Source organism: Sabulicella glaciei (assembly GCF_026183895.1).
In the GTDB taxonomy this organism is placed as follows: domain Bacteria; phylum Pseudomonadota; class Alphaproteobacteria; order Acetobacterales; family Acetobacteraceae; genus Roseococcus; species Roseococcus glaciei.
In genome coordinates, this window is sequence record NZ_JAPFQI010000016.1 from 41111 (window position 1) to 64656 (window position 23546).

Below are 23546 nucleotides of genomic sequence, written 5' to 3' on the forward strand. Positions count from 1 at the left end.
GGTGCAAGCCATGCAGCAAACCCCACGCCGCTTCGATGCTGTCGAGCTGGAGCTTCTCTGGCGCCGCCTGATCTCGCTGGTGGATGAGGCCGCGGCGGCGCTGGTCCGCACCTCTTTCTCCACTCTGGTGCGTGAGAGCTACGACTTCTCGTGCGTCGTCACCGACGCGCAGGGCCAGTCTCTCGTGCAGGCGACGGAGAGCATCCCGAGCTTCATCGGCACGCTCCCGGAGACAGTGAAGCACTTCCTGCGCTTCTTCCCGGTGGAGACGCTGCAGCCCGGCGACGTCCTCATCACCAATGACCTCTGGCTGGGAACAGGCCATCTTCCCGACATCACCGTGGCCAAGCCGATCTTCCGCAATGGGCGGGTGGTTGCCTTCAGCGCCTCCACGGCGCATGCGCCAGACATCGGCGGGAAGATCCGCAGCCCGGAGCCACGCGAGGTGTTCGAGGAAGGGCTGCAGATTCCCCCCATGAAGCTGATGCGCGGTGGCCAGGCGGACGACACTCTGGTCGCGATCATCCGCAAGAACGTGCGGACGCCGGAGCAGACCATGGGCGATCTCTGGGCGCAGGTTGTCGCCCTGGACCTCATGGAGGAGCGGCTGATCGTCCTGATGGATCAGGCCGGGCTCGAGGACCTCTCGGACCTGGCGCGGGAGGTGCAGGCGCGCTGCGAAAACGCGATGCGGGCTGCCATCGCCGCCTTGCCCGATGGCACTTACCGCAGCGAACTGCAGACCGACGGGCTGATGGACAAGCCGGTCACCATCCGTATGGCGCTGACCATCACAGGCGACCGCATCCACGTCGACTATTCTGGCACTGACCCGCAGGTGGACCGCGCGATCAATTGTGCGCTCTGCTACACCTACGCGATGACGATGTACGGGGTGAAGGTCTGCACCACGCCCGCCCTGCCGAACAACGAGGGTGCCTGGAGGCCGATCTCAGTCGCCGCGCCGGAAGGCTGCATCGTCAATCCGGTCTTCCCGGCCTCTGGCGGTTCCCGAATGTTGATCGGGCACTACCTGCCCATGCTGGTCTTCGGCTGTCTGGGTCAGGTGGTGCCGGAGCGGGTCATGGCGGCCACCGGCTCTCCCATGTGGGGCATGAACCAGTCGGGCGTAAACGCCGCCGGCAAGCCCTACGCGAACATGTTCTTCTTCAACGGCGGAATGGGCGGCAACGTGCGCGGCGATGGCATTTCCTGCCTGTCCTGGCCGTCCAACGTCTCGTCCACCGCGATCGAGATCAGCGAGCACATCGCCCCCATCCGCGTCCACCACAAGCGGCTCCGTCCGGACAGCGGGGGGGCGGGGAAGCATCGTGGGGGCCTCGGGCAGGAGATCCTTATCGAGAGCCGGTCGGAGACGCCGATCGCCGTCTCCTTCCTCGCGGAGCGCACCATCTTCCCTGCTTTCGGTGTCGAGGGCGGCCGGGACGGCGCGCCTGGTGTGCTGCGCATCAACGGCGAAAAGGTGGATCCGAAGCGGCAGTACGTGCTGCAGCGCGGCGAGACGGTGCTGCTCGCGACACCGGGCGGTGGTGGCCATGGCGACCCAGCGGCGCGTGACCCGCGCGCGATTGAAGCAGACCTTGCTTCTGGCCACGTCACGGATCCAGTACCCTACAGAGAATAGCGGCGCCAACGACACGCACTGCGAGGAAACTGGGATGGGACTCCGTCAACAACAGAAGGATGCAAACCATGCTGAGACGTAGCCTTGCAATCCTGCCGTTCGCAGCGCCGGGCCTTCTGCCCCGGGCCGTGGGGGCGCAATCCGCGCCGTTCCCGAGCCGGCCGGTGCGCATCGTGGTGCCCTTTGCCGCCGGCGGCACGGCGGACGTGCTGGCTCGCCTGGTGGGGGAGCGGCTGTCGGCGAAGTGGGGCCAGCAGGTGATCATCGACAACCGCCCCGGGGCCGGGGGCAACATCGGGGCCGAGCAGGTCGCGCGCGCGCCCGGGGACGGCTACACCCTGCTCCTCGGCACCATTGGCATCCATGCCGCAAGCTCGATTTATTCGAAGCTGCCCTACAACCCTGACACCGACCTGGCGCCTGTGACCGTGCTGGCGGAGATGCCGAACGCGATCATCGTGCACCCCTCCGTTCCTGCCCGGACCCTGCGGGAGCTGATCGAGCTGGCGCGGCAGCGGCCCGGAGGGCTGACGTTCGGCTCTGCCGGCAGCGGCAGCTCCACGCACATGGCGGGCGAACTCTTCATGCAAGTGGCGGGCGTGCGCATGGTCCATGCCCCCTACCGCGGCAGCGCGGCCGCGCTCAACGACCTCGTGGCCGGAAGCATCCAGGTGATGTTCGAGAACGTGCCCACCGTGCCGCCCCTGGCCCAGGCGGGCAACGTGCGCGTGCTGGCCGTCACCTCCGCGGAGCCCGTGAGCGCGCTTCCCGACGCGCCGCCGGCGACACAGGCCGGCCTCCCCGACTATGTGGCGACGGCCTGGATGACATTGGCGGCTCCATCCATTGTGCCGGTGCCACTGCTCCAGCGCCTCAACACCGACACAGTCGCCGTGCTGAACGAGCCTGCGATCCAGCAGCGGCTGACCCAGCTTGGCGCCCTCAAGCGCGGCCTTTCCGTCGAGGAAAGCCGGCGCTTCTTCGCCGAAGAGACGCAGAAGTGGACGCGCGTCATCCAGACCGCAGACATCCGGGTGAACTGAGCCGATGCACGACGCGCCACGGGCCTTTGACTCCGTTCATCTTGAGCTGATCTGGACCCGCCTCGTCTCCATCGTGGATGAGGCGGCGGCGGCGCTGGTGCGCACCTCCTTCTCCACGATCGTGCGGGAGAGCCATGACTTCGCCTGCGTGCTGACCGACGCGCGCGGCCATTCCCTGGTGCAGGCGACGGATGGCGTTCCTTCCTTCCTCTGCACGGTCCCGCGCACCATCGGTCATTTCCTGCGTGAGTTCCCACCGGAGACGCTAGAGGAGGGTGACGTCCTCATCACCAATGACATCTGGCTGGGCACCGGACACCTGCCGGACATCACGGTGGCCAAGCCCATCTTCCTCGACGGGCGGCTGGCGGGGTTCGCCGGCTCCGTCGCGCATGCGCCGGACATCGGCGGCCGCATCCGCACTGCGGAGTCGCGCGAGGTCTTCGAGGAGGGGCTGCAGATCCCGGTGATGAAGGTCGTACGCAGGGGGGTGATGGACGACACCTTCCTGCGGTTTTTCCGCAAGAACACCCGCATGCCCGACCAGACTCTGGGCGACCTGCAGGCGCAGTTCACGGCGCTGGACCTGATGGAGCGCCGGCTGCGCGGGGTGCTGGCCGAGCACAGGCTCGCCTCCCTGGAGGAGCTTGCGGACGAGATCCACGGCCGCTCGGAGCGTGCCACCCGCGCGGCCATCCGTGCCGTGCCCGATGGGACCTACCACGCCGAAGTGCTGACCGACGGGCTGGAGCGGCCGATTCGGCTGAAGCTCGCCCTGCGCAAGCAGGGTGACTCCATCCATGCCGACTATGCGGGCACGGACTCCCAGGTCCCGCGCGGCATCAATGTCTGCCTCGCCTACACCCTGGCCTACACCGCGTTTGCGGTGAAGGCGGCGTTGTGCCCCGAGGTTCCGAACAACGAGGGCGCTTTCCGCCCCATCACCGTCTCGGCTCCGCAGGGCTGCATCCTCAACTCCACCCCTCCCGCGGCGGGAGCGAACCGCGCCCTGACGGGGCACTTCATCCCGCCGATGATCCTCCAGGCGCTCGCCTCCGCACTCCCAGACCGGGTCATTGCGGGAACTGGCTCTCCCCTCTGGAGCCTGAACTTCGCGGGCACGCGGCCGGACGGCACACCGATCGCGAACCAGTTCTTCATGAACGGCGGCTACGGGGCCAGCGCGGGGCGTGACGGGCCGAACGTGCTTTCCTGGCCCTCCAACGTCTCCGCGGCCCCCGTCGAGATGATCGAGCAGGGCTATCCCTTCCGCATCCGTCACCGCCGGCTGCGCAGGGGCACGGGCGGCGAGGGGCGCCACCGGGGCGGCACCGGGCAGGAGTGGGCGTTCGAAAGCCGCTCCACGACACCGGTCGCCGTCACCTTCATGGCGGAGCGGACGAAGTCCGAGGCCGCCGCGCCCGGCCTCGCGGGCGGGCGGCCCGGCACTCCGGGCGCGGTGCTGATCGACGGCGTCCCAGTAGACCCGAAGCGGCAGCATATCCTGCAGCCCGGCAGCGTCGTGGAACTCCGCACGCCCGGTGGCGGCGGCCATGGAGACCCTGGAGAGCGCGCACAGGAGCGGATCACGCGCGACCGCGAGGACGGCCTGCTCGGGGAGGCACAGGCATGAGCGCGGACCGCCACGCGCTGGCGATCGACATCGGCGGCACCTTCACGGACATCGTTCTGTACGATTCCCGCACCGGGCGCTTCGCCGCGCACAAGGAGCTGACGACGCCCGCAGATCCCGCATGGGGTGTCATCACCGGCATCAGGCGGCTCCTGTCGCGTGAGAGCGTGGAAGCCGCGGCCGTCGGCCGGGTGGTGCACGCCACCACGCTGTTCACCAACGCGCTGATCGAGAGGCGCGGTGCGCGCACCGGGTTGATCACCACCGAGGGCTTCCGGGACACGCTGGAGATCGGCCACGAGCGGAAATACGAACTCTACGACCTGCATCTGCCGCTGCCCCAGCCGCTGGTCCGCCGCGCCCGCCGGCTGGAGGCGCGCGAGCGCCTGGCACCCGATGGCTCCGTGGAGGTCGCTCTCGAGCCGGACAGCGTGCTCCAGGCCGCCGACGCGCTGGTGTCGCAAGGCGTGGAGTCGGCCGCCATCTGCTTCCTCCATGCCTACGCCAACCCCTCGCACGAGCAGGAGGCGGCGAGCCTGATCGCCGCACGGCACCCTCAGCTGATGCTGTCGCTTTCGTCGGAGGTGGCGCCACAGATCCGCGAGTTCGAGCGTTCCTCCACCACCGTCGCCAACGCCTATATCAAGCCGCTGGCCGAGCGCTATCTGAACCGCCTCTCCGAGGACCTGACGGCTCTGCGGATCAAGAGCCCGCTCTTCATGATGCTGAGCAACGGCGGACTGACACACGTGGACGAGGCGAAGCGCGTGCCGGTGCAGCTCCTGGAGAGCGGCCCGGCGGCCGGGGCGCTGTCAGCCGCGTTCTTCGGGGCGCGCTCCGGCGAGAGAGACCTCCTGGCCTTCGACCTGGGCGGCACCACCGCCAAGCTGGCGCTTGTGCAGGACGGCGAACCGCATGTGGTCCACCGCTTCGAGGCAGGGCGTGAGCGCCGCTTCACCACAGGGAGCGGCCTGCCACTGACCATCTCCACAGTGGAGCTGATCGAGATCGGTGCCGGTGGAGGTTCCATCGCCGCGCATGATGCGCTGGGACTGCTGAAGGTCGGCCCACGTTCCGCGGGCTCCATGCCCGGCCCGGCCTGCTACGGCCGTGGCGGTGCCCACCCGACCGTGACGGACGCCAACCTCCTGCTGGGCTATCTGGACCCGGAGACTTTTGCCGGTGGCACCATGCGGCTGGACACCGGCGCGGCGGAAGCCACGGTGGGCGCCCTGGCAGGTGAGGCCGGACTCAGCGCGGCACGCGCCGCGGAGGGCATCCACGCCGTCGTGAACGAGACCATGTCTGCGGCGGCCCGGGTCCACGTGGCCGAGCAGGGGCATGACGCTCGTGACTTCGCGCTGCTCGTGACAGGGGGCGGGGGGCCACTGCATGGCTGCGAGCTGGCACGCCGGCTGGGCATCTCCCGGGTCATCTGCCCACCTGGGGCGGGCGTCGCCTCGGCGCTCGGGCTGCTGCTGGCCCCGGCGCGGGTGGACCGCGTCGCCACCATCTCGCGGCCCCTTGCCGGGATGGACTGGGCGGCGCTGGAAGCCAGCTTCTCGGCGATGGAGCAGGACGCGCGCACGGTGATCGCGGCCACGCTGGGCGCCACGGCGGCGCTGAGCATCCGTCGCGGTGCCGACCTTCGCTTCGCTGGCCAGGGCTACGAGGTCGTGACGGATCTGCCCGCCGGCCCGTACGGCCCAGATTCCGAGGACATGATCCGGGCTGCCTTCGAGAGGGCCTATGAGCTGGTATTCTCGCGGCGGCCCGGTGTGGCGACGATCGAGATGATCAACATCCGCGTCTCCGTCACCGGCAGCGCCGCGGAGGGCGCGCTCGACCCGGAAGTCCCCGAGACCTCCCTCGGGGAGCCGCGGACCGGCGCCCGTAACGCGCGTTTCGGAAGCGAGGAGATGGACACGCCGGTGCTGGACCGCTCCCGGCTGCCCGCCGGCGTGGAGGTTCCGGGCCCGGCCGTCATCGAGGAGGCCATGTCGACACTTCTTGTGCCTCCCGGTGCCCGCGCAGTGGTCGAGGCCTCCGGCAACATTGTCATCCACCTGCCTCTGGCCGTCACGCGGCAGGGCCAGCACCAGCATGAGGTCGTGTGATGAGCCTTCCTTTGTCCCATATCCGTGTGCTCGACCTCACGCGGGTGCGCTCCGGACCGACATGTGTGCGCCAGCTGGCCGACTGGGGCGCCAACGTCATCAAAATCGAGGCGCCGGACGAGGTGGACACAGGCAAGGGGATGGGCGGCGAGCGCCACGGGCCGGACTTCCAGCACGTCCATCGCAACAAGCGCGGCATCACGCTGAACCTCAAGCAGGCAGCGGGACGCGCCGCCTTCCTGCGCATGGTCCGCCAGGCGGATGTGGTGGTCGAGAATTACCGCCCAGACGTCAAGGACCGGCTGGGCATTGGCTACGCGGCCCTGGCGGCCGAGAACCCGCGCATCATCCTGGGGTCGATCAGCGGCTTCGGTCAGGACGGCCCATACGCGCGGCGACCCGGCTTCGACCAGATCGCCCAGGGCATGGGCGGGCTGATGAGCGTGACCGGCCTGCCTGGCCAGGGGCCGGTGCGCGCCGGCATCCCGGTGGCCGACCTCTCCACCGGCCTCTACTGCGCCATCGGCATCCTGGCCGCGCTGGTGGAGCGCGACCGGACGGGGAGGGGCCGCTGGGTCCACACCAGCCTGCTGGAGTCCATGGTGGCGATGATGGACTTCCAGGCCACGCGCTGGACCATGGCCGGCGAGGTCCCCCAGCAGGCGGGCAACGACCACCCGACAACGGTGCCCACCGGCCTGTTCCACACCGCCGATGGCGTCATCAACCTTGCCGCAGGGGGGGATGAGATGTGGCGCCGCATCGTCGAGACCCTTGGCCTTGAGGAGGAGGCGAGGGCGCCTGAATTGGCGACGGAGGCGGCACGGAGCGCCAACCGCGCCAAGGTCAACGCCGCGCTCCAGGCAAGGCTGTTGGGCGACACCGCGGCGAACTGGATCGAGCGGCTGAACCAGGCGGGCGTCCCGACTGGCCCGGTCAACGATATGTCCGAGGTCTTCGCCGACCCGCAGGTCAGGCACCTGGCGCTCGGGCTTCCCATCTCGCATCCGAGGCTTGGCGACATCACCGTGGTGCGAAACCCCGTCCAGATGCCTGGCGTCGAGCCACCGCGCCGCCCCACTCCCGAGCGTGGTGAGCATACGGACGAGGTCCTGGCCGAGTTCGGCTTCAGCCCGGGCGAGATCGTGGCGCTGCGTCAGGAGAAGGCATTGTGACCGCCCTGCTGAGGCTGGAAGTGGCCGATGGCGTCGCGCGCCTGGTCTTCGACAACCCGCGCCGGCTGAACGCCATCAACGCCGAGATGTGGCAGGCCCTTCCTGGCCTGCTGGGACGCGTCGCCGAGGATCCTGCGATCCGCGTCCTGATTCTGTCCGGTGAGGGCGACCGCGCCTTCTGCACCGGCAACGACGTGAGCGAGTTCGAGACCATCCGCGCCACGCCGGAGGCCGCCGCGCGCTACAACGCGTGGCAGCATGAGGTGGGCGAGCGTCTGCGCGGACTGGAGAAGCCCGTGATCGCCGCCGTGCACGGGCATTGCCTCGGGGCCGGTCTGGAGATGGCGCTGATGTCCGACATCCGCATCTGCTCGGCGCAGGCCAGCATGGGCGTCCCGGCCGTGAAGCTGGGCCTGCCCTACCGGCTGGAGGACATCGAGACGGTGGCCGCCGTGACCGGCCCCGCCCGTGCGCGGGAGATGGTGCTGCTCGGCCGGTCCTATTCGGGTGACGCGCTGCTGGCAATGGGGCTGGCCAACCGGGTTCTGCCGGACCGCGCCTCGGCGATGTCGGCGGCGGAGGCGCTGGCCCGCGAGATGGCGGGGCTCGCGCCCCTCTCGCTCGCGGCGGCGAAGATCGGCTTCCAGGAGCTGATGCGGCGCGACGGCCCCTCCGACCGTGCGCGCGCCCAGGCCGCCGCCGACCGCTGCTACGCCAGCGAGGACTACGCCGAGGGCCGCCGTGCACGAGCCGAGAGACGCCCGCCGCGCTTCCTGGGGCGCTGACTGGCGCGGCATCCCGGCGCGCGCCGTCGCGCCGGCACTCATGCGACGGCATGCGCAATCGGCGCGGCGCCGTCTGTCGGCTCCATGCGGAAGGTCCGGCGGACGGGACGTCCAATGCGTCCTGTCCAGTCCTTAGACCAGGTCGCGGCAGAACTCCTGGATGCGGCCGCAGGCCTCGCGCAGGCTGTCCGTGTCGGTGGCGTATGAGACGCGGACATACGGGCTCATGCCATAGGCAGCGCCCTGCACCACGGCGACCTGCTTCTCGGCGAGCAAGGCGGTGACGAAATCCGTGTCAGTCTCGATCCTGCGACCGCCCTTGGAGGTCTTGCCCAGGCAGCCCGCGACATTGGGGAACACGTAGAATGCGCCCTCGGGCTTGTGGCAGCTAATCCCGGGTGCCTTGTTGAGCATGTCCACCACGAGGTCACGCCGGTCGCGGTAGACCGCAGCCCGTTCGGCGAGCAGATCCTGCGGTCCATCCAAAGCGGCGATCGTGGCCGCCTGGCCAACGGTCGAGACGCCGCTGGTGGACTGACCCTGCACATTGGCCATGGCCTTGATCAGCCGCTTGGGGCCGCCGCTGTAGCCAATGCGCCATCCGGTCATCGCATAGGCCTTCGAGGCGCCGTTCACGGTCAAGACGCGATCGCGCAGTCGCGGCTCCACCGCAGCAATGGTGGCGAACTCGAAGCCGTCATAGAGCAGGTGCTCATACATGTCGTCCGTCATGACCCAGACATGCGGGTGTTTCAGCATCACCTCGGCGATAGCCTGCATCTCCTTGCGAGAGCACGCGGCGCCGGTCGGGTTGTTCGGGAAGTTGAGGATCAGCCACTTGGTGCGCGCGGTGATCGCGGCGTCGAGTTCCTCAGGGGGCACCTTGAAGCCGTTGTTCTGCGGACAGGAGACGCTGACCGGCACGCCGCCTGCGAACTTCGCCATGTCGGCATAGCTGATCCAGGAGGGGCGCGGGATTACGACCTCGTCGCCTGGGTTCACCGTGGCCATCAGCGCGTCGAAGATGATCTGCTTGCCGCCGTTGGCGACGAGGATCTCATCTGGGGCGTAGTCGAGCCCGTTGTCTCGCTTGAACTTCCGCGCGATGGACGCCTTCAGCGCTGCAGTGCCCTCGGTGGGGGGGTACTTGGTGTCGCCGGCGCGCGCAGCAGCGTGGGCGGCCTCCACCACATGCTCGGGCGTCTGGAAATCGGGCTCGCCCTGGGAGAGGCTGATCACCGCTATGCCACGCGCGCGCATGTCGCGCGCCAGTGCGGTCATCGCGGCGCTGGCCGAGACTTCGACATTGGCGAGGCGGTCGGCGATTCCGGGCATCCAGGGCACTCCAGGCGAGGGCACAGCGCGTGCCGTCTGTCGGTATAGAGTTTCATTGAGCGAAATGAGGCCGTCAAGTCTCTTCTCGTGACGCGGCCTGCGTGATACCGGCCTGGGTATGATGTCCGATCCTCGCAACGCCCCGGGACTGTTCGCCGAATGAGCGGCGGGGTCATTGCCGTGGACCGCGCCATCGACATCCTCAATGCATTCCGGTGGGGCGATGAGGGTCTCTCGCTCACCGAGCTGGCCAACCGCACCGGCCTGCACAAGACCACAATCCTTCGCCTTGCCGTCTCGCTGCAAAGCTCCGGGATGTTGACGAGAACCGCGACCGGAGAGTTCCGGCTGGGGACGAACATCCTCAAGCTCTCGGCCATCCTCCGTGCCTCGCAGCGGCTTGACAGGGAGGTGCAGCCATTCCTCGAGCGACTGGCCGAGGAATGCCGGGAGAGCGCGTCTCTGTTCATCCGGGATGGGGATGCGCGGATCTGCCTTGTGCGCGTGGAGGCTGAACAAAGCGTCCGGGACAGCACGCGTCGCCTTGTCCCGATGGCGCTCGATGACACTTCCGCCGGACTGGTGCTGCGCGGGTTGAGGGGAAGGGGGGCAGCGCCGTCAGGCGGGCCTTTCAGTCCCGTCTTCACCTCGGGCGTCACCGACCCGGAGACGGCCTCGCTCAGCGCCCCTGTCTATGATGCCGAAGGGGACGTGGTCGGCGCGATGACCGTGTCCGGGCCGGCGTTCCGGCTCACCAGCGAAGTGGCGGAACAGCACGGGCCAAAGCTTTCTGCCCAGGCGGAAGCCTTTTCCGCCACCCTGGGCTATCGCCCGGACGTCTCGCCGGCACGAGGCGCGGTGCCGGTCAGGGATGTCAGCACGTCCCGTCGCCCCAGGGGCGGAACGCGCTGACGCGGACGCTTCAGTTATTGGTGCCTTGGCGCACGATCTCCGTGATCACCGGGCGCATCGCATTCTCCTCGCGCGTCCAGTAGCTGTCGAACTCTGCCGGACCCATGAAGCTGATGTCGAGGCCAATGCGCTGGAGCTGTTCCCGGTGCGACGGGCTCGTGATCGCGCGCTCCAGAGCCTCGGCCAGGCGCCGCACGACCGGCTCGGGCGTCCCCGCCGGGGCCACAAAGCCCCGCGCGGACCCGGCGGAGAGCGGCACGCCCAACGAGGCGAGTGTTGGCACCCCAGGAAGGGAGTCGTTCGGCCGGTCGGACAGGACGGCAAGGACGCGCACGACGCCTGCCCTGCTCTGGATCACCGCCGTGCCGCCCGAGGCCATGGTAACGTCGATTTGGCGCCCGGCCAGGGCGGTGATCACCGGCGCGGTGCCCGGGAAATGCACTTGGTTGAACTCGATGCCGAGCGCCTTCTGAAGCTGCAGCGAGGAGATGTGCTCCCAGCCAAGCATCCCCGGGTCGGCCATGGAAATCGCGCCGGGCCGCGCACGTGCCGCGGCGACGAGGTCGGCAAAGCTCTGGATCGGGCTGGCCGCCGGGACGAGGATGGCGCCCGGATCAATCACATGCATCGCCAACGGCGCGAAACTGTCGCGGTTGAAGGGCGTCCGCCGTGACGGGTCGAGATACAGGGTGAAAGTGGAGGGCCAGAGCCCATAGGCTATGGTGTGTCCATCGGGCCGCGCGCGGGTGAGTTCCGTCATGCCGATCTGAGATCCGGCGCCCGCGCGGTTCACGATGACGACGGGAGCGCCAAGCGCGCGCTCGAGTTCCGGGGCCAGCATGCGGGCCGTGATGTCGCTGCCCCCGCCCGGAGGATAGGGCACGATGACCGTGATGGGCCGGCCGGGCTCTGGGAAAGGCGCCTGCGCAGCAGCGGGCATCCCGCCACACATCGCCAGGAGCGCCGCAGCGCAGAAGAATCGCCTCATAAACCATCTCCTCAACATGCGCGAGCGGCGCTGGGGCCGCCCTGACCTTTTGCCCGTGTGGCGCGGCGTCTTTGGCCGTCATTCTCGCCTCGCCTGTGTGCCAGGGCGTCAGCTTAGCTTATCGAACTCCACCCAGGGTCTGGGGAAACGGTGCGACGCTGCCTCCCGCCGCCTCGATTGCTCCGCGGATGGTGCGCGCAAGATCAACCGCACCCGCCGTGTCGCTGTGGATCAGGATGGAATCGACCTGCATGCGCAGAGCCTCGCCGGTGACCGCGACGACGGTCCCGTCGGTCAGCAGCCGGGCGACCCGCTTGCGCACCGCATCGGCATCCTTGACCATCGAGCCGGGAAGCTTGCGCGAAACAAGCAGGCCCTTCGCGTCATAGGCGCGGTCGGCGAGGAACTTGGTGAACACGCGGAGCCCCTGTGCCTCGGCGGCGCGCGCGATGGCGGTGCCGGGGGAAGACGAGACGAAGAGTGTCGGGTCGAAGGCTCGCACGGCGCGGGCCATCGCGTCGGCCATCGACTGGTCGACGGAGATCAGGTTGCCGAGCGCACCGTGGAAGCTCGCATGCGTCATCCGTGCCCCGGCGGCGCGTGCGATGCCTTCCAGCGCGCCAAGCTGGTAGATGGCGTACTTCTCCATCTCCTTCGGCTCGATCTGCATGAGCCTCCGGCCAAACCCCATCAGGTCGGGAAAGCCGACATGCGCACCGATGGCGACACCGCGTTCCTTGGCTAGGCGGACCGTGCGGTCCATGATCACGGCATCGCCGGCATGGAAGCCGCATGCGAGGTTCACTGAGGAGACGATGCCGAGCAGCGTCTCGTCCTCCGCCATGCGCCATGCGCCGAAGCCCTCGGCCATGTCGGAGTTGAGGTCGATCTTCATGGCGTTCTCCCCTCAGGGCTGAATTCGAACAGCTTTGTGCCGAAGCCGACCAGCTTGCCCGGCGCGGCGAGGCAGCGTCCGACGATGCCGTCGCTTGTCGCCGTGACGGGCTGCAACAACGGGCCGATGCGCAGGAATCCGACGATCTCACCTGCCTGCACGCGCTGGCCCGGCTGGACGGGAGGGGTCGCGCGCCAGGGGTGGGCCGGCAGGAAGAGGCCCGTCGCGCGCGCATCGATGCTCGCCGGCGCGGCGCTTGGCTGGGGCGCGAGGTTTCCGGTTTCGGCAGGCGCTGGGGCACCGAGCCTCAGCCGCAGCTTTGCCCGCGGAGAGGCCAGTTCGAGGGAGTCGAGGCCCGCGGCTTTGAGCCAAGCCGTGATCTGTCCGATCTCCTCTGCGGTCATGGCGCGCGGCCCGAGCTGCAGAGGGACCGGTACTGTTCCGCCAAACGGCGGAGCGCGGCGATCCAGGCGTCACCCTGCCGCAGCGCGTCGAGGGCGGCGCGGTAGGTAACCGGGACGAAGCGCAGCCGGCTGCCGAGCGGTGCCTGTGCCAGCCGCCAGAGATCCGCCTCGATCACCGTCCCGATCTTTGGATAACCGCCCGCGGTGTGCGCGTCGCTGAGCTGGATGATGGGTTCGCCGGAGGGTGGGACCTGAACAACGCCTGGCACGATGCCATGTGAGCGCATCTCGATGCGCTGCGCGAATTCGAGCGGCTGGCCGGCAAGGCGGAAGCCCGCACGGTTGCTCTGGCCGGTGATCTTCCACGCCGTGTCCCAGAAGCGCCGTTGCGATTCCTCCGTGAAGAGGCCGTACTCGCCGGCAGGCAGGACGCGGACGGAAGTCGTGTTCGGTTGCAGGTCGAAGTGAGCCCAGTCGGCGGGGAAGGCTGTCTCCGGTGGCTCGGCGCCAAAGCCCGGCGCCATCACCGTTGCGTCGGCAGTCGCGCCGGCCGGCAGCAGATCGCCCGATTGCAGCCACCGCCCCTCATGCCCGCCGAATGATCCGCGGAACTGGGTGCTGCGCGAGCCGAGCACGGACGGCACGTCGATCCCGCCCGCGACGGTGAGGTAGGCGCGGCTCCCTCGTCGCGGTGCGGAAAGCGTCAACTCGGCCCCCTCTCTCGCGGGAGCGGCCCACCAGGGTGGAAGCGGCAGGCCATCCAGCGTGGCGGCACAATCCGCGCCGGTCAGCGCGAAGGCCCGTGCGGTTCGGAAGCGGATGCGGCAGGGAAAGGCCTGGATCTCGATGCAGGCCAGATTCTCCGCGTTGCCGAGCAACGCATTGCCCGTCCTGAGGGCGAGCTGGTCCATCACGCCGGAACAGCTCACGCCATAGCGCAGATAGGGCGCGCGCCCGAGATCCTGCACGGAGGAGAGCGGCGCGGTGTCGAGGATCTCGATCACAGGATCACCCGCTCGGCGTGGAAGCGCACGGTGTCACCGGGGGCGAGCAGCGCCGGTGGATCGCGCTGGGCGTCGAAGACCGGGATGCTGGCGCGGCCGATGCAGTTCCAGCCACTCGGCCCCGGCGTGCCGCCCAATCCGGCCTGCAGGCCTCCGATCGAGGTGGACCCTGCCTCCAGGCGCAGCCGCGGGATCTTTCGCCGCGGCATGGCGATGCGCGGGTCGAGCCCGCCGAGATAGGCATTGCCCGGATGGCTGCCGATAGCGAAGACGATCAGGCGGCTTTCGGCGTGCAGCCGCACGACCTCCTCCGGGGGCAGCTCTGCGTGGGCCGCAAGGTCGAGCAGGTCCGGCCCGTATTCGCCGCCGTAGATGACCGGCACATCGACCACACGGCCTTCGGTCTGATCCGGCTCGGCGGCCTCCCAAGCGGCAAGCAGCGCGTCCTCGAGGCGTTCGGGCTCCTCGGGCGGCGTGACAAAAGTGAGCATCACGTTCGTCATGCAGGGGGCGGCTTCCTGCACGCCCGGCCAAGCGGAGACCATGCGGGCCAGCGTCCAAATGCGCCGCTGCGTGGCGAGGCTGAAAGCGCCCGGGGCCTCGAACAGCATCGCGCTCGTCCCGAGCATGCTGACATTTGGGCGCGTGAGGTGGTTGTCAACCAGCATCCGTGCCTCCTGCGGTACGCTCGTTGAGCCAGCGTTCGAGATGATGGATATCCGCCGCGCCGGCGCGGAAGCGCGCATCCCGCATGATGGCAGCGCAGAGCGGGGCATTGGTGGCGATGCCCTCCACCCGCAACTCGGTCAGTGCCGAGGACATGCGCGCGATCGCCTGCTCTCGCGTCGCGCCGTGTGCGATCACCTTGGCGATCAGGGAGTCATACTGGGACGGGACCGTGTAGCCCGCCGCGATATGCGTATCGACGCGTAGCCCCGGCCCGCCAGGCAGGGAGAGCGCGGTGATGCGTCCTGGCGAGGGAGTGAAGCTGAAGGGATCCTCGGCGTTGATGCGGCATTCGATGGCATGGCCGCGCGGGGCGACGTCGGGCTGGGCGAAGCCCAGCGTCTCGCCCTGCGCGATGCGGATCTGCTCGCGGACGATGTCGATGCCCGTGACCATCTCGGTGACCGGATGCTCGACCTGCACGCGGGTGTTCATCTCGATGAAGTAGAAGGCGCCGTCTTCGTAGAGGAACTCGAAGGTGCCTACACCACGATACCCGATGTGCCGGCAGGCCGCGACGCAACGTTCCGCGACGCCGCGCAGAACATCCGGCACAATGCCGGGGGCAGGGGCCTCCTCGACAACCTTCTGGTGCCGCCGCTGCATGGAGCAGTCACGCTCGCCCAGCCAGACCGAGTTGCCATGCATGTCGCAGAGCACCTGGATCTCGACATGCCGCGGAGCTTCGAGAAACTTCTCCATGTAGAGGTCGGCGCGGCCAAAGGCGCGGCCCGCCTCGCTCCGCGTGACGGCGACAGCTTCGGCCAACGCGTCAGGGATCCTCACGACGCGCATGCCACGCCCGCCGCCACCGCCCACGGCCTTCACGATCACCGGGTAGCCGATCCGCGCGGCGATGCGCTCGATCTCGGCTGCATCCTCCGGCAGCGGTTGGTCGGGGCCGGGCACGCAAGGAACGCCGGCCTCGATCATGGTGCGCTTGGCGGCGATCTTGTCGCCCATGGTGCGGATCGATTCCGCGGTGGGGCCGATGAAAACCATACCCGCATCCTCGGCCACCTGCGCGAAGCTGGCGTTCTCGCTGAGGAAGCCGTAGCCCGGATGGACCGCGCCAGCATTGCAGGCCTCGGCGGCGAGCAGGAGCGCGGGGATGTTGAGGTAGCTGTCGCGCGAGGGGGCCGCGCCGATGCAGATCGCTTCATCGGCCAGCGCAAGCCAGGGCGCGCCGCGGTCGGCGGCCGAATGGGCGGCGATGCTGCGCAGGCCCAGTTCGCGGCAGGCACGGATGATACGCAGCGCCACCTCGCCGCGATTGGCGACAAGGACGGTGTCGAAGCGCATCATGCCCGCAGCCGGAACAGGATCTGGCCGGCTTCAATTTCGTCTCCGGCCTCGGCGAGGATGGCTTGGACCACCCCGGCGGACGGGGCGGTGAGCGAAGTGAAGACTTTCATGGCCTCGATCAGGCAGAGGGTCTGGCCAGCTTCGACCGTCGTGCCGACCGTGACGAAGGGCGGCGAACCCGGGTCGGGCGTGAGGTGGAAGACCCCGAAAGAGGGTGCGCGCACCTCGTTGTCGCGCGTGCTGGAAGGGGTGGGTTCGGCTGAGGGTGCCACGAACGGCATCGCGGCGGGCTTCGGAGAGGGCTGCTCTGCATCCGCACGCCCCGCGGGCGGGAAGTGAGGCCCGCGGCCGATCTTGAGGGTGGTGTCGCCCTCAGTCAGTTCGAGTTCGGTGACGCCTGAACGCGAAACCAGATCGATGAGCGCTTTGATCTTCGCAAGATCCATTCAGTGAGTCCTCAAGCGGCGCGCACGCAGAAGCCGCGACGGCAAACGGGGCCGCGACGTCCGAGGATCATACCGTTACTCGAAACGGCATCCCATGCAATGAAATTATCGCTGCTAGGCCGCCGGGTGGACATCCCCCGGGCGCGGCTTGACGAAGTTTCGTTTATCGGAATCTAATTGCGTCCCATGAAATCGTATCCGGCCTATGGGCCCGCGCCGCCGCAGGCACGGGCGGTCAAGTGATGGAACATTTCGATGCCAACGGCGGCGGCGCGAGCGATGCTCGGCTGCTTTGCCGTGACTGCCGCCCGAGCCGCCGACGGGCCAGAGTGGTGTCTCAGGTGCCAACAGGATGAGATCCTGCGCGTGCGTGACATGCGCCGAAGAAAACTGCCGCTTCCGACAATCAACCATGGAATGGACCGTGCCATGACCCCACCCGACCGCTTCCGCACGCTTCTTGCCAAGCCTGGCTTCATCGTCATGCCAGCTGTTTGGGATGGGCTGACGGCGAAGCTCACCCTTGAAGCCGGGTTCCAGACGGCGTTCCTGTCCGGATCCTGTGTTGCGGCAAGCCGCCTCGGTGGGCCCGACCTCGACCTGATCTCCTTCGCCGAGATGCTCAACAGCCTGGAGATGGTTCGCGGGGCCGCGCCGGATCTGCTGGTCCTCGCCGATGGCGACCATGGCTACGGCAACGCCATGAACGTGCAGCGCACCGTGCGCGCCTATGGCCGTGCCGGCGCCGCTGCCGTGCTGATCGAGGACAAGATCACGCCGCGTGCCCTGACGTCCGCGGGCAAGCCATGCCTGCCGCGCGAGGAGATGCGGATGAAGGTCCGTGCGGCAGTCGAGGCGGCCAGGGAGAGCGGCATCCTGGTGATGGCGAGGACCGATTGCCGCCCCACCGCCGGCATCGACGAAGCCGTGGCGCGCATCGAGATGTATGTCGAGGAGGGCGCCGACCTCCTGTTCCTCGACAGCCCGAAGGATGAGGAGGAGGTGCGCCGCGCCGTCGCCGCGTCGAAGGGCAAGCCGCATTTCGCCGTGCTGTCCCCGGGCGCCCCGCGCGAGACACCCACCCAGGCGCGCGCGGCAGAACTGGGTCTGAAGATCGGCACCTTCCCGACCGGCACGCTCTCCCCCGCCATGGCGGGCATGAAGGCGGGTTTGGCGGCGCTGGCGGCCGGCCACTCGGAGGCAGGTAGCGCTCTCTCGCCTCAAGAGTTCCGCGCGACACTGGGCTACGGTGCCTACGAAGCTGCCGCGAAGCCCTTTGTCTTGCCAGCTTAAAGTTCACGCCGCGTGCGGCAGCGCCGGGCAACCTACGCTGCCCCCGCGAAGGCGGACCCGCCGTCACTGCCCGCAGGTGGTGGTTCGGCAGGGAGGAGCCGCTTCTTCTGAATTTGCTCCGGGCGCATTCCTCACCCGCGCCCGGTCGCCGGGCCCTTGGCCGAATGATGCAGTTGAAGGGCGCGTCGAGACTTGCAGTGGCCGCACATCAGCAGGCGCGCGCCAACATCCCGTCGTCACCAAACGCGAAAGACGAGACACCCGAGCGGTTTGCCCTCACCAGCCAAGACGGTGGCGGCTGAACACGCGACGTGTCAGGGCACGGAAGCCAAAGTCGGCGGCTATTCCCAGGACCGCGATCCCGAGGATGCCCACGAACATGCCCTCGGTTGAGAGCTGGATGCGGCTGTTCAGGATGAGGTGACCCAGCCCCTCGTTCGACGCGAGCATCTCCGCCACGATCAGCGTCTGGAAGGAGTTCCCCATGCCGATGCGCATCCCGCCGACGATCCAGGGCACCGTCGCGGGAAGCCGCACGTGCCAGAAGGCCCGCCAGGGACCCGCGCCGAACACCCGGGCGGCGCGCATGCGGTCGCGGAGCGGCTCGGCGAAGCCAGCCAGCGTATTCAGCAGCACCATGAAGGTCGTGGTGTAGGTGATGAGCACCCACTTCCCCATCTCCCCGATGCCGAACCAGATCAAGACGGGGGTGAGCCAAGCGATCGGAGGAATGAAGCGGAAGAACTGCACGATGGGCTCGAATGCGCGGCGGACGGGCTCCAGGGCGCCGAACAGGAGGCCCAGGACGGCACCGAGCAGGCTACCCGCCAGGAAGCCGACAAGGATCCGCGAGGCGCTCATCGCGACGTCGAGGACCAGCAGGCCCGACAGCGTGCGTGTCCACGTCTCGCCGAGGATCACGCTGGGGGCCGGCAGGACAGCTGGGATGAAGATCGTCCGCCCAGCGATCTCCCAGGCTGTCAGCAGGGCGATCACGGCGAACGCGCTGCGGAGCAGCGACTGTCGGGAGGCCGTCGTCATGCCGCGGCTGGCCTGAAGCGGCGAAAGAGGAGCGATGTGAGCAGGACCATGAGCACGTCGGCCAAGAGGCCCAGGACGCCAAGCGTGATCATGCCGACGAAGATCGCATCGACCTCCATCCACTGGCGCGAGTTGAAGATCAGAAACCCGAGCCCTTCGCGCGCCGCGACCATCTCGGCGGCGATGATCGTCATGAAGGAGTTCATCATCGCGAGCCGGGCGCCGGCGAGGATGTGGGGCAAGGTGGCAGGCAAGGTCACATGGAGGAACAGGCGCCAGCCCCTGGCGCCAAAGACGCGGGCCGCGCGCAGCTTGTTGGGATGGACGGTCATCACGCCGATCATGGCACTTACGAGCACCACGAAGGTCGTGGTGTAGACGATCAGGACGATTTTCGAGGTCTCGCCGAGCCCAAACCAGATCATCACGGCCGAGATCCACGCGATCGGTCCGATGAAACGGAGTGTGTGGACGAAGGGACCAAGGAAATCGGCGACCGGCCGCGACAAGCCCATCATCAGGCCAAGGACCGTGCCGAGCACGCATCCGACAGCGAAACCCACCCCGATGCGCCAGAGGCTGATGGCGATGTCGCTCTGCAGCTGACCTTCGCCGATCAGCTGCACCGCCTTGTCCCAAGTGGCAAATGGCGTCGGGAAGAGCACCGGCACGTCGTAGGCCCTCGCGGCGGCATCCCAGAGCATGATCAAGCCGATGAAGGGCAGGACACGCAGCGCAAGCCAGGCAAGATGACGGCTGGCGCTGCTCACGCGGCAGCCTCGCGGGTGACAACCTTCCTCACTTCCTCACCGAGGACGCGCTGGATGCGGTCATAGGCCGCCGCGAACTCGACGCTGCCGCGGTTGCGGGGGCGAGGGAGGTCGAGTGCGAACTCGTCTTTCACTGCGCTGCCCGGACCGGCGCGCATCACGCCGATGCGGTCCGCGAGGATGATGGCTTCGGCGATGTCATGGGTGATGAACAGGACGGTCGCACCGGAGCCATTGCAGATCGAGACAAGCTCATCCTGCAGGATCGTCCTTGTCTGCGCGTCCAGCGCGCCGAAGGGCTCGTCCATGAGAAGGACGGGCGCATCGCAGACGAGGGCGCGCGCGATCTGGATGCGCTGCTTCATGCCGCCCGAGAGCTGGTGTGGGAATTTCTGCCCGTGATTCGCGAGGCCGACCCGCGAGAGCCAGGTCGCGGCCCGCCTCCGCCGCTCGGCCGCGCCGACGCCAGTCATGCGCAGCGGGAACTCGACATTCTCCTGCGCCGTCAGCCAGGGATAAAGGCTGTCGTCGCCCTGGAAGATCACGACCCGGTCCATGCCAGGCTCCCCGATGGCATGGCCCTCCATGACGATCGTGCCCGCGCTCGGCCGCTCGAAGCCTGCGAGCAGGTTCAGCGCCGTGGTCTTCCCGCAGCCCGAGGGGCCCAGAAGGACGTAGAACTCGCCCTGTGCGAGTTCTAGTTCGAGGCCCTTCAGGATGGAGACAGCAGAAGACCCGGCAGGGCCGTAGTGGAAGTCGACCCCGGAGAAGCGGATGAAGCCCATGCGGGTCAGAAATCCGTCAGCTGGGGCGCATAGCGCCGTGCGATCTCCGGATAGTAGTAGTCGTCGACCAGCCTGTCCGTGTCCTCGACGTTGAGGAGGCCCCGGCCCTTCGCCCAGGCCGCGACCTGCTTGATCCGCACAGGATGCTCGCGCTTCGTGTCGAGCAGATATGTGTTGCCTGCCATCTGCACGCGCATGTCGTTGAGCGGCGTGCGGAAGGTGCGCGCGGCCAGCTGGGCCGCCTCATCGCGGTTCGCATTCACCCAGGCCATGGCGTCTGCGACCGCACGATAGGTGGCACCCGCGCTGTCGGGGTCCTCCCGCGCCCAATCCTCGCGGAACACCATGGTGTACCAGAGCTGATACAGCCCATCGTCGGACGAGTAGGCATAGACCCGGGCACCGCGCACGATCGTGGGTAAGCGCGTCAGCCATGGCTCCCAGCCGAAGAAGGCGTCTATGTCGCCGCGCTGCAGTGCCGGCACCCACTCAGGGGCCTGGACGGCCAGGACGCGGACATCGTTCGGTCCATTGCCCTCGGTGAGCCCATGGCGCCGGCAGAACAGATGGAACAGGTAATCCGCCGCCGTGCCGCGGATCATGCCCACGCGCTTGCCACGGAAGTCCTGCGGCCCCTGGATGGCTGCACTGACCCCAATCCCAATGTCCTTGTCAGACACGAGTGGCCGTCCGACGCCTAGGATACGAGCACCTGAGGCCCGCGGCCGCAGGGCCGAGAGTTCGCTTCCGAAGGCCACATGGGCGTTGCCGGTGACAACCGCCTCCATCCCGCCGATTGAAGACTCGAAGATGCGGTACTCGGCGTTCAGTCCGTGCCGAGCCGCGATGCCGCGGTCAACTAGGGCAACATAGGGCGCGAAGGGGGCGGACAGGCCGATCCCGAAGACGACCTTGTCGGTACGTCCAGCGCGTCCCTGCCCAGACGCGGGTGTGGCCAGTGCCGCGCCACCCCCAACGAGCAGGGTACGGCGCGCGAGACTCGTGTCGTGCTTCATCGTCCACTCTCTCCCAGCAGCTTGGGGGGCGCTATCGCAAGTAGGCGCCACCGTTGATGTGGTAGGTCTGACCCGTGATCCATTCCGCCCGGTCAGACGCAAGAAAGACAATCAAATTTGCAATGTCGGTGGGATGTCCGATGCGACCCAGGGGGATGGATTTCGCCATGTCGGTCAGCTCCTCCTCGGAGTGACCGTGGCGCGGTTGGGCGGTATCGGTGAGGCCGGGCGCGATGGCGTTCACGCGGATGCCGTGTCGCGCGAGGGCCAGTGCCATGGATCTCGTCGCGCCCACGATACCGGCTTTGGTCGCCGCGTAGTGGACGCCCAGCGGCATGCCACGAAGCGCGGCGGAGCTGAGGTTGATGATCGCGCCGGGTGTCTGCGCCTCGGCCATCGCCTGCGCCGCGGCCTGCGCGCAGAAGACGCTGCCCTTTAGGTTGACGCTGATCACCCGGTCCCATTCGGCTTCCGCCATGTCCAGAAAGGGCACACGGGGAAAGATGCCGGCGTTGTTCACCAGCACGTCGATCCGGCCGAAGGAACGGACGGTCTCGGCCACTAGGCGACGGCAGAAATCGACGGAAGAGACATCGCCACGGAGCAGAACGCTGCGCCGCCCAAGGGCAATGACCTCGTCGGCAACGGAGTGGGCGGCGTCCTCATCGTCAAGCCAGTTGACTACGACGTCGCAGCCGTCGGCGGCGAGGGCGAGCGCTGCGGCACGGCCAATGCCTTGCTGCGCGCCTGTGACCAGCGCCGTCCGCACGGGTCCTGTCATGTGCCCAATCCCCCGAACTTGGAAACTGTGCAGGCAATTGACGGTACCAGCAATGGACTTGTCGCTTCCAGGAGTTGACGAGGCGCGGTGATTTCCCAGACCGGGCTCTCGCCAAGGCTGCGGGCGACCGCTGCTACGCCAGCGTGGACCATGGGTAAGGTCATCGCGCACGGGCTTCAAAAAGTTGGCCGCCCCAATTTCAAGGGCGTTGATGCACGCAGCACTCCGGCGCCTGCCACCATGCAACCAGCGGCGCGAAGAAGGCAGGCCAATAGACCGCAAGGCCTTCGACTGCGCGGGCAGGTGCTGGCTGAGACCTGGCCAGACGCCAGGTACGCTCGCGGCAGAACTCCTGGATGCGACCACAGGCCTCGCGCGGGTATTCGCTCTGAAGCAGGCCCATGTGAGCCATCGAGAAAGGCGCAGATGGCGTCTCGCACGAGCACCAATGACATTCTGAGATGGAACATCCCATTATCTCTATGAGCCGTGCGGGACGGACCGCCGGTATGGGAGACACCCTCACGGGGATGACCATCGGCTACGCCCGCACCTCTACCGTCGAGCAAGAAGCGGGTGGAGTGCACCCCATCAAACCGGACACCCGACTGGGTTGGCTGACTGGTCGGCGATGAACTCACGGGGCGAGCGCATCTGCAAGCCGCCGTGAGGGTGGATGGTGTTGTAGTCGGTGAACCAGGAGGGCAGCTGCCCGAGCACGGTGAGCGCACCCGGACAGGGGTTCACGCGCACGTAGTCGCGCTTGAGCGTCTTCACGAACGCATCGCAGACCCCATTGCTCTCTGGGCTGCGAACCGGCGTGAAACACGCCACCAGCCCGAGAGCCGTGGCGAAATCGATGGTCTCGCCTGCCGTTTAGGGCGAGCCGTTGTCCGCCGAGATGCCGCCGCCGGCTGTGGCGACCCAGGAGATGATCTCCCGATCGTGGGTGTCGATGGCAACGCGACGCGGACCACCTCACCGTTCCAGCACGGGATCTCCAGCCGGTCCGAGGACAAGCGTTGGTTGGAGGCAGGCGCCACGACCGTGCCCTCATGGGTGCGCCCGATGCGGCGTGCCGTGGAGGGCTGCAGGGTGAGGAGCGGAGCAGTATCCGCGAGCGGGTCGTTACTGGCCTCGATGCAGCAAAGCGAAACGGCCAGCCGTTGGGGCACCGGCCGGCGCTGAGGGCGGCGCAGCGCGATCATGCACGCGAGCTGCAGGGGGCAGGCCGGAGCCAGGCTGACGTCGCCAGGATCCTAGGGGTCGGCCGGTCCACCGCGCAGTGGCTGGTGGCCCACGCCGAAGAGGACGACTTCGACAAGAGATTGCTGGCGATGAAGGGGGCAGTCCCAACGGGGGTTCTCGAGGCCTGACGGGCAAGCTCCCTCCGCCTGCTCGTCGGCTATAGGGGGGCATTCGCACTGCCGAATTGCCTCAGAATCGA

The 23546-nt window shown here is 68.0% G+C and carries 21 protein-coding genes and 1 pseudogene; 8 read left to right on the top strand and 14 right to left on the bottom strand.

Annotated features, from left to right (window positions below; genetic code table 11):
- The first annotated feature begins 10 nt into the window (after window positions 1-10).
- The 6 genes from OF850_RS17210 to OF850_RS17235 all read left to right on the top strand — a co-directional run bounded on the left by OF850_RS17210 (window position 11) and on the right by OF850_RS17235 (window position 8398).
- On the top strand, window positions 11-1645 hold the full coding sequence (locus tag OF850_RS17210) for a hydantoinase B/oxoprolinase family protein (RefSeq protein WP_301591566.1): 1635 nt from the start codon (window positions 11-13) through the stop codon (window positions 1643-1645).
- 68 nt (window positions 1646-1713) lie between these two features.
- Window positions 1714-2688: a Bug family tripartite tricarboxylate transporter substrate binding protein gene (locus OF850_RS17215; protein WP_301591567.1), complete on the top strand. Its 975-nt coding sequence runs from the start codon at window positions 1714-1716 to the stop codon at window positions 2686-2688.
- A gap of 4 nt (window positions 2689-2692) precedes the next feature.
- A complete protein-coding gene (locus OF850_RS17220) occupies window positions 2693-4321 on the top strand; it encodes a hydantoinase B/oxoprolinase family protein (RefSeq protein WP_301591568.1) in 1629 nt (542 codons plus the stop codon).
- Window positions 4318-6438 (top strand): hydantoinase/oxoprolinase family protein, encoded by a 2121-nt coding sequence (locus tag OF850_RS17225; RefSeq protein ID WP_301591569.1) that lies wholly within the window; start codon window positions 4318-4320, stop codon window positions 6436-6438. The genes OF850_RS17220 and OF850_RS17225 overlap by 4 nt, the downstream gene beginning before the upstream one ends.
- A complete protein-coding gene (locus tag OF850_RS17230) occupies window positions 6438-7613 on the top strand; it encodes a CaiB/BaiF CoA transferase family protein (RefSeq protein WP_301591570.1) in 1176 nt (391 codons plus the stop codon). Before OF850_RS17225 ends, OF850_RS17230 begins: the two co-directional genes overlap by 1 nt.
- Entirely contained in the window at window positions 7610-8398 is a 789-nt protein-coding gene (locus tag OF850_RS17235; protein WP_301591571.1) for an enoyl-CoA hydratase/isomerase family protein, read from the top strand. The genes OF850_RS17230 and OF850_RS17235 overlap by 4 nt, the downstream gene beginning before the upstream one ends.
- 132 nt (window positions 8399-8530) lie before the next feature.
- On the opposite strand, the gene OF850_RS17240 is transcribed toward OF850_RS17235, so the two are convergent.
- Window positions 8531-9733, bottom strand: a complete 1203-nt coding sequence (locus OF850_RS17240; RefSeq protein WP_301591572.1) for a pyridoxal phosphate-dependent aminotransferase — start codon at window positions 9731-9733, stop codon at window positions 8531-8533.
- 180 nt (window positions 9734-9913) lie between these two features.
- On the opposite strand from OF850_RS17240, the gene OF850_RS17245 reads away from it, so the two are divergent.
- Complete coding sequence (locus OF850_RS17245) at window positions 9914-10645, top strand: IclR family transcriptional regulator (protein ID WP_301591574.1); 732 nt, start codon at window positions 9914-9916, stop codon at window positions 10643-10645.
- 10 nt (window positions 10646-10655) lie between these two features.
- Here the strand turns inward: OF850_RS17245 and OF850_RS17250 are convergent, their stop codons facing one another.
- The 7 genes from OF850_RS17250 to OF850_RS23515 all read right to left on the bottom strand — a co-directional run bounded on the left by OF850_RS17250 (window position 10656) and on the right by OF850_RS23515 (window position 16413).
- The gene (locus OF850_RS17250; protein WP_301591575.1) at window positions 10656-11633 is read right to left on the bottom strand and encodes a Bug family tripartite tricarboxylate transporter substrate binding protein; all 978 of its coding nucleotides are present in this window, start codon (window positions 11631-11633) and stop codon (window positions 10656-10658) included.
- Between the two features lie 118 nt (window positions 11634-11751).
- Complete coding sequence (locus OF850_RS17255) at window positions 11752-12528, bottom strand: LamB/YcsF family protein (RefSeq protein ID WP_301591576.1); 777 nt, start codon at window positions 12526-12528, stop codon at window positions 11752-11754.
- Window positions 12525-12932, bottom strand: coding sequence for an acetyl-CoA carboxylase biotin carboxyl carrier protein (locus tag OF850_RS17260; protein WP_301591577.1), 408 nt, complete (start codon window positions 12930-12932; stop codon window positions 12525-12527). The genes OF850_RS17255 and OF850_RS17260 overlap by 4 nt, the downstream gene beginning before the upstream one ends.
- Window positions 12929-13936, bottom strand: coding sequence for a 5-oxoprolinase subunit C family protein (locus tag OF850_RS17265; RefSeq protein WP_301591578.1), 1008 nt, complete (start codon window positions 13934-13936; stop codon window positions 12929-12931). Before OF850_RS17265 ends, OF850_RS17260 begins: the two co-directional genes overlap by 4 nt.
- A complete protein-coding gene (gene pxpB, locus OF850_RS17270; RefSeq protein ID WP_301591579.1) occupies window positions 13933-14604 on the bottom strand; it encodes a 5-oxoprolinase subunit PxpB in 672 nt (223 codons plus the stop codon). Before pxpB ends, OF850_RS17265 begins: the two co-directional genes overlap by 4 nt.
- Complete coding sequence (accC, locus tag OF850_RS17275; RefSeq protein ID WP_301591580.1) at window positions 14594-15967, bottom strand: acetyl-CoA carboxylase biotin carboxylase subunit; 1374 nt, start codon at window positions 15965-15967, stop codon at window positions 14594-14596. Before accC ends, pxpB begins: the two co-directional genes overlap by 11 nt.
- Window positions 15964-16413, bottom strand: a complete 450-nt coding sequence (locus tag OF850_RS23515; RefSeq protein WP_302474433.1) for an acetyl-CoA carboxylase biotin carboxyl carrier protein — start codon at window positions 16411-16413, stop codon at window positions 15964-15966. The genes accC and OF850_RS23515 overlap by 4 nt, the downstream gene beginning before the upstream one ends.
- Before the next feature lie 429 nt (window positions 16414-16842).
- Between OF850_RS23515 and OF850_RS17285 the strand changes: the two genes are divergently transcribed.
- Entirely contained in the window at window positions 16843-17706 is an 864-nt protein-coding gene (locus tag OF850_RS17285) for an isocitrate lyase/PEP mutase family protein (RefSeq protein WP_301591581.1), read from the top strand.
- A gap of 276 nt (window positions 17707-17982) precedes the next feature.
- On the opposite strand, the gene OF850_RS17290 is transcribed toward OF850_RS17285, so the two are convergent.
- The 6 genes and pseudogenes from OF850_RS17290 to OF850_RS17315 form a co-directional block, all read right to left on the bottom strand.
- Entirely contained in the window at window positions 17983-18747 is a 765-nt protein-coding gene (locus tag OF850_RS17290; RefSeq protein WP_301591583.1) for an ABC transporter permease, read from the bottom strand.
- Window positions 18744-19517 (bottom strand): ABC transporter permease, encoded by a 774-nt coding sequence (locus tag OF850_RS17295; protein WP_301591584.1) that lies wholly within the window; start codon window positions 19515-19517, stop codon window positions 18744-18746. The genes OF850_RS17290 and OF850_RS17295 overlap by 4 nt, the downstream gene beginning before the upstream one ends.
- Window positions 19514-20302, bottom strand: a complete 789-nt coding sequence (locus OF850_RS17300; protein WP_301591586.1) for an ABC transporter ATP-binding protein — start codon at window positions 20300-20302, stop codon at window positions 19514-19516. Before OF850_RS17300 ends, OF850_RS17295 begins: the two co-directional genes overlap by 4 nt.
- Window positions 20303-20307: 5 nt before the next feature.
- Window positions 20308-21318, bottom strand: coding sequence for an ABC transporter substrate-binding protein (locus tag OF850_RS17305; RefSeq protein WP_301591588.1), 1011 nt, complete (start codon window positions 21316-21318; stop codon window positions 20308-20310).
- 31 nt (window positions 21319-21349) lie between these two features.
- On the bottom strand, window positions 21350-22099 hold the full coding sequence (locus tag OF850_RS17310) for an SDR family NAD(P)-dependent oxidoreductase (RefSeq protein ID WP_301591590.1): 750 nt from the start codon (window positions 22097-22099) through the stop codon (window positions 21350-21352).
- A gap of 591 nt (window positions 22100-22690) precedes the next feature.
- Window positions 22691-23199: pseudogene (locus OF850_RS17315) on the bottom strand (integrase core domain-containing protein); the annotation flags it as partial.
- Window positions 23200-23546 lie beyond the last annotated feature (347 nt).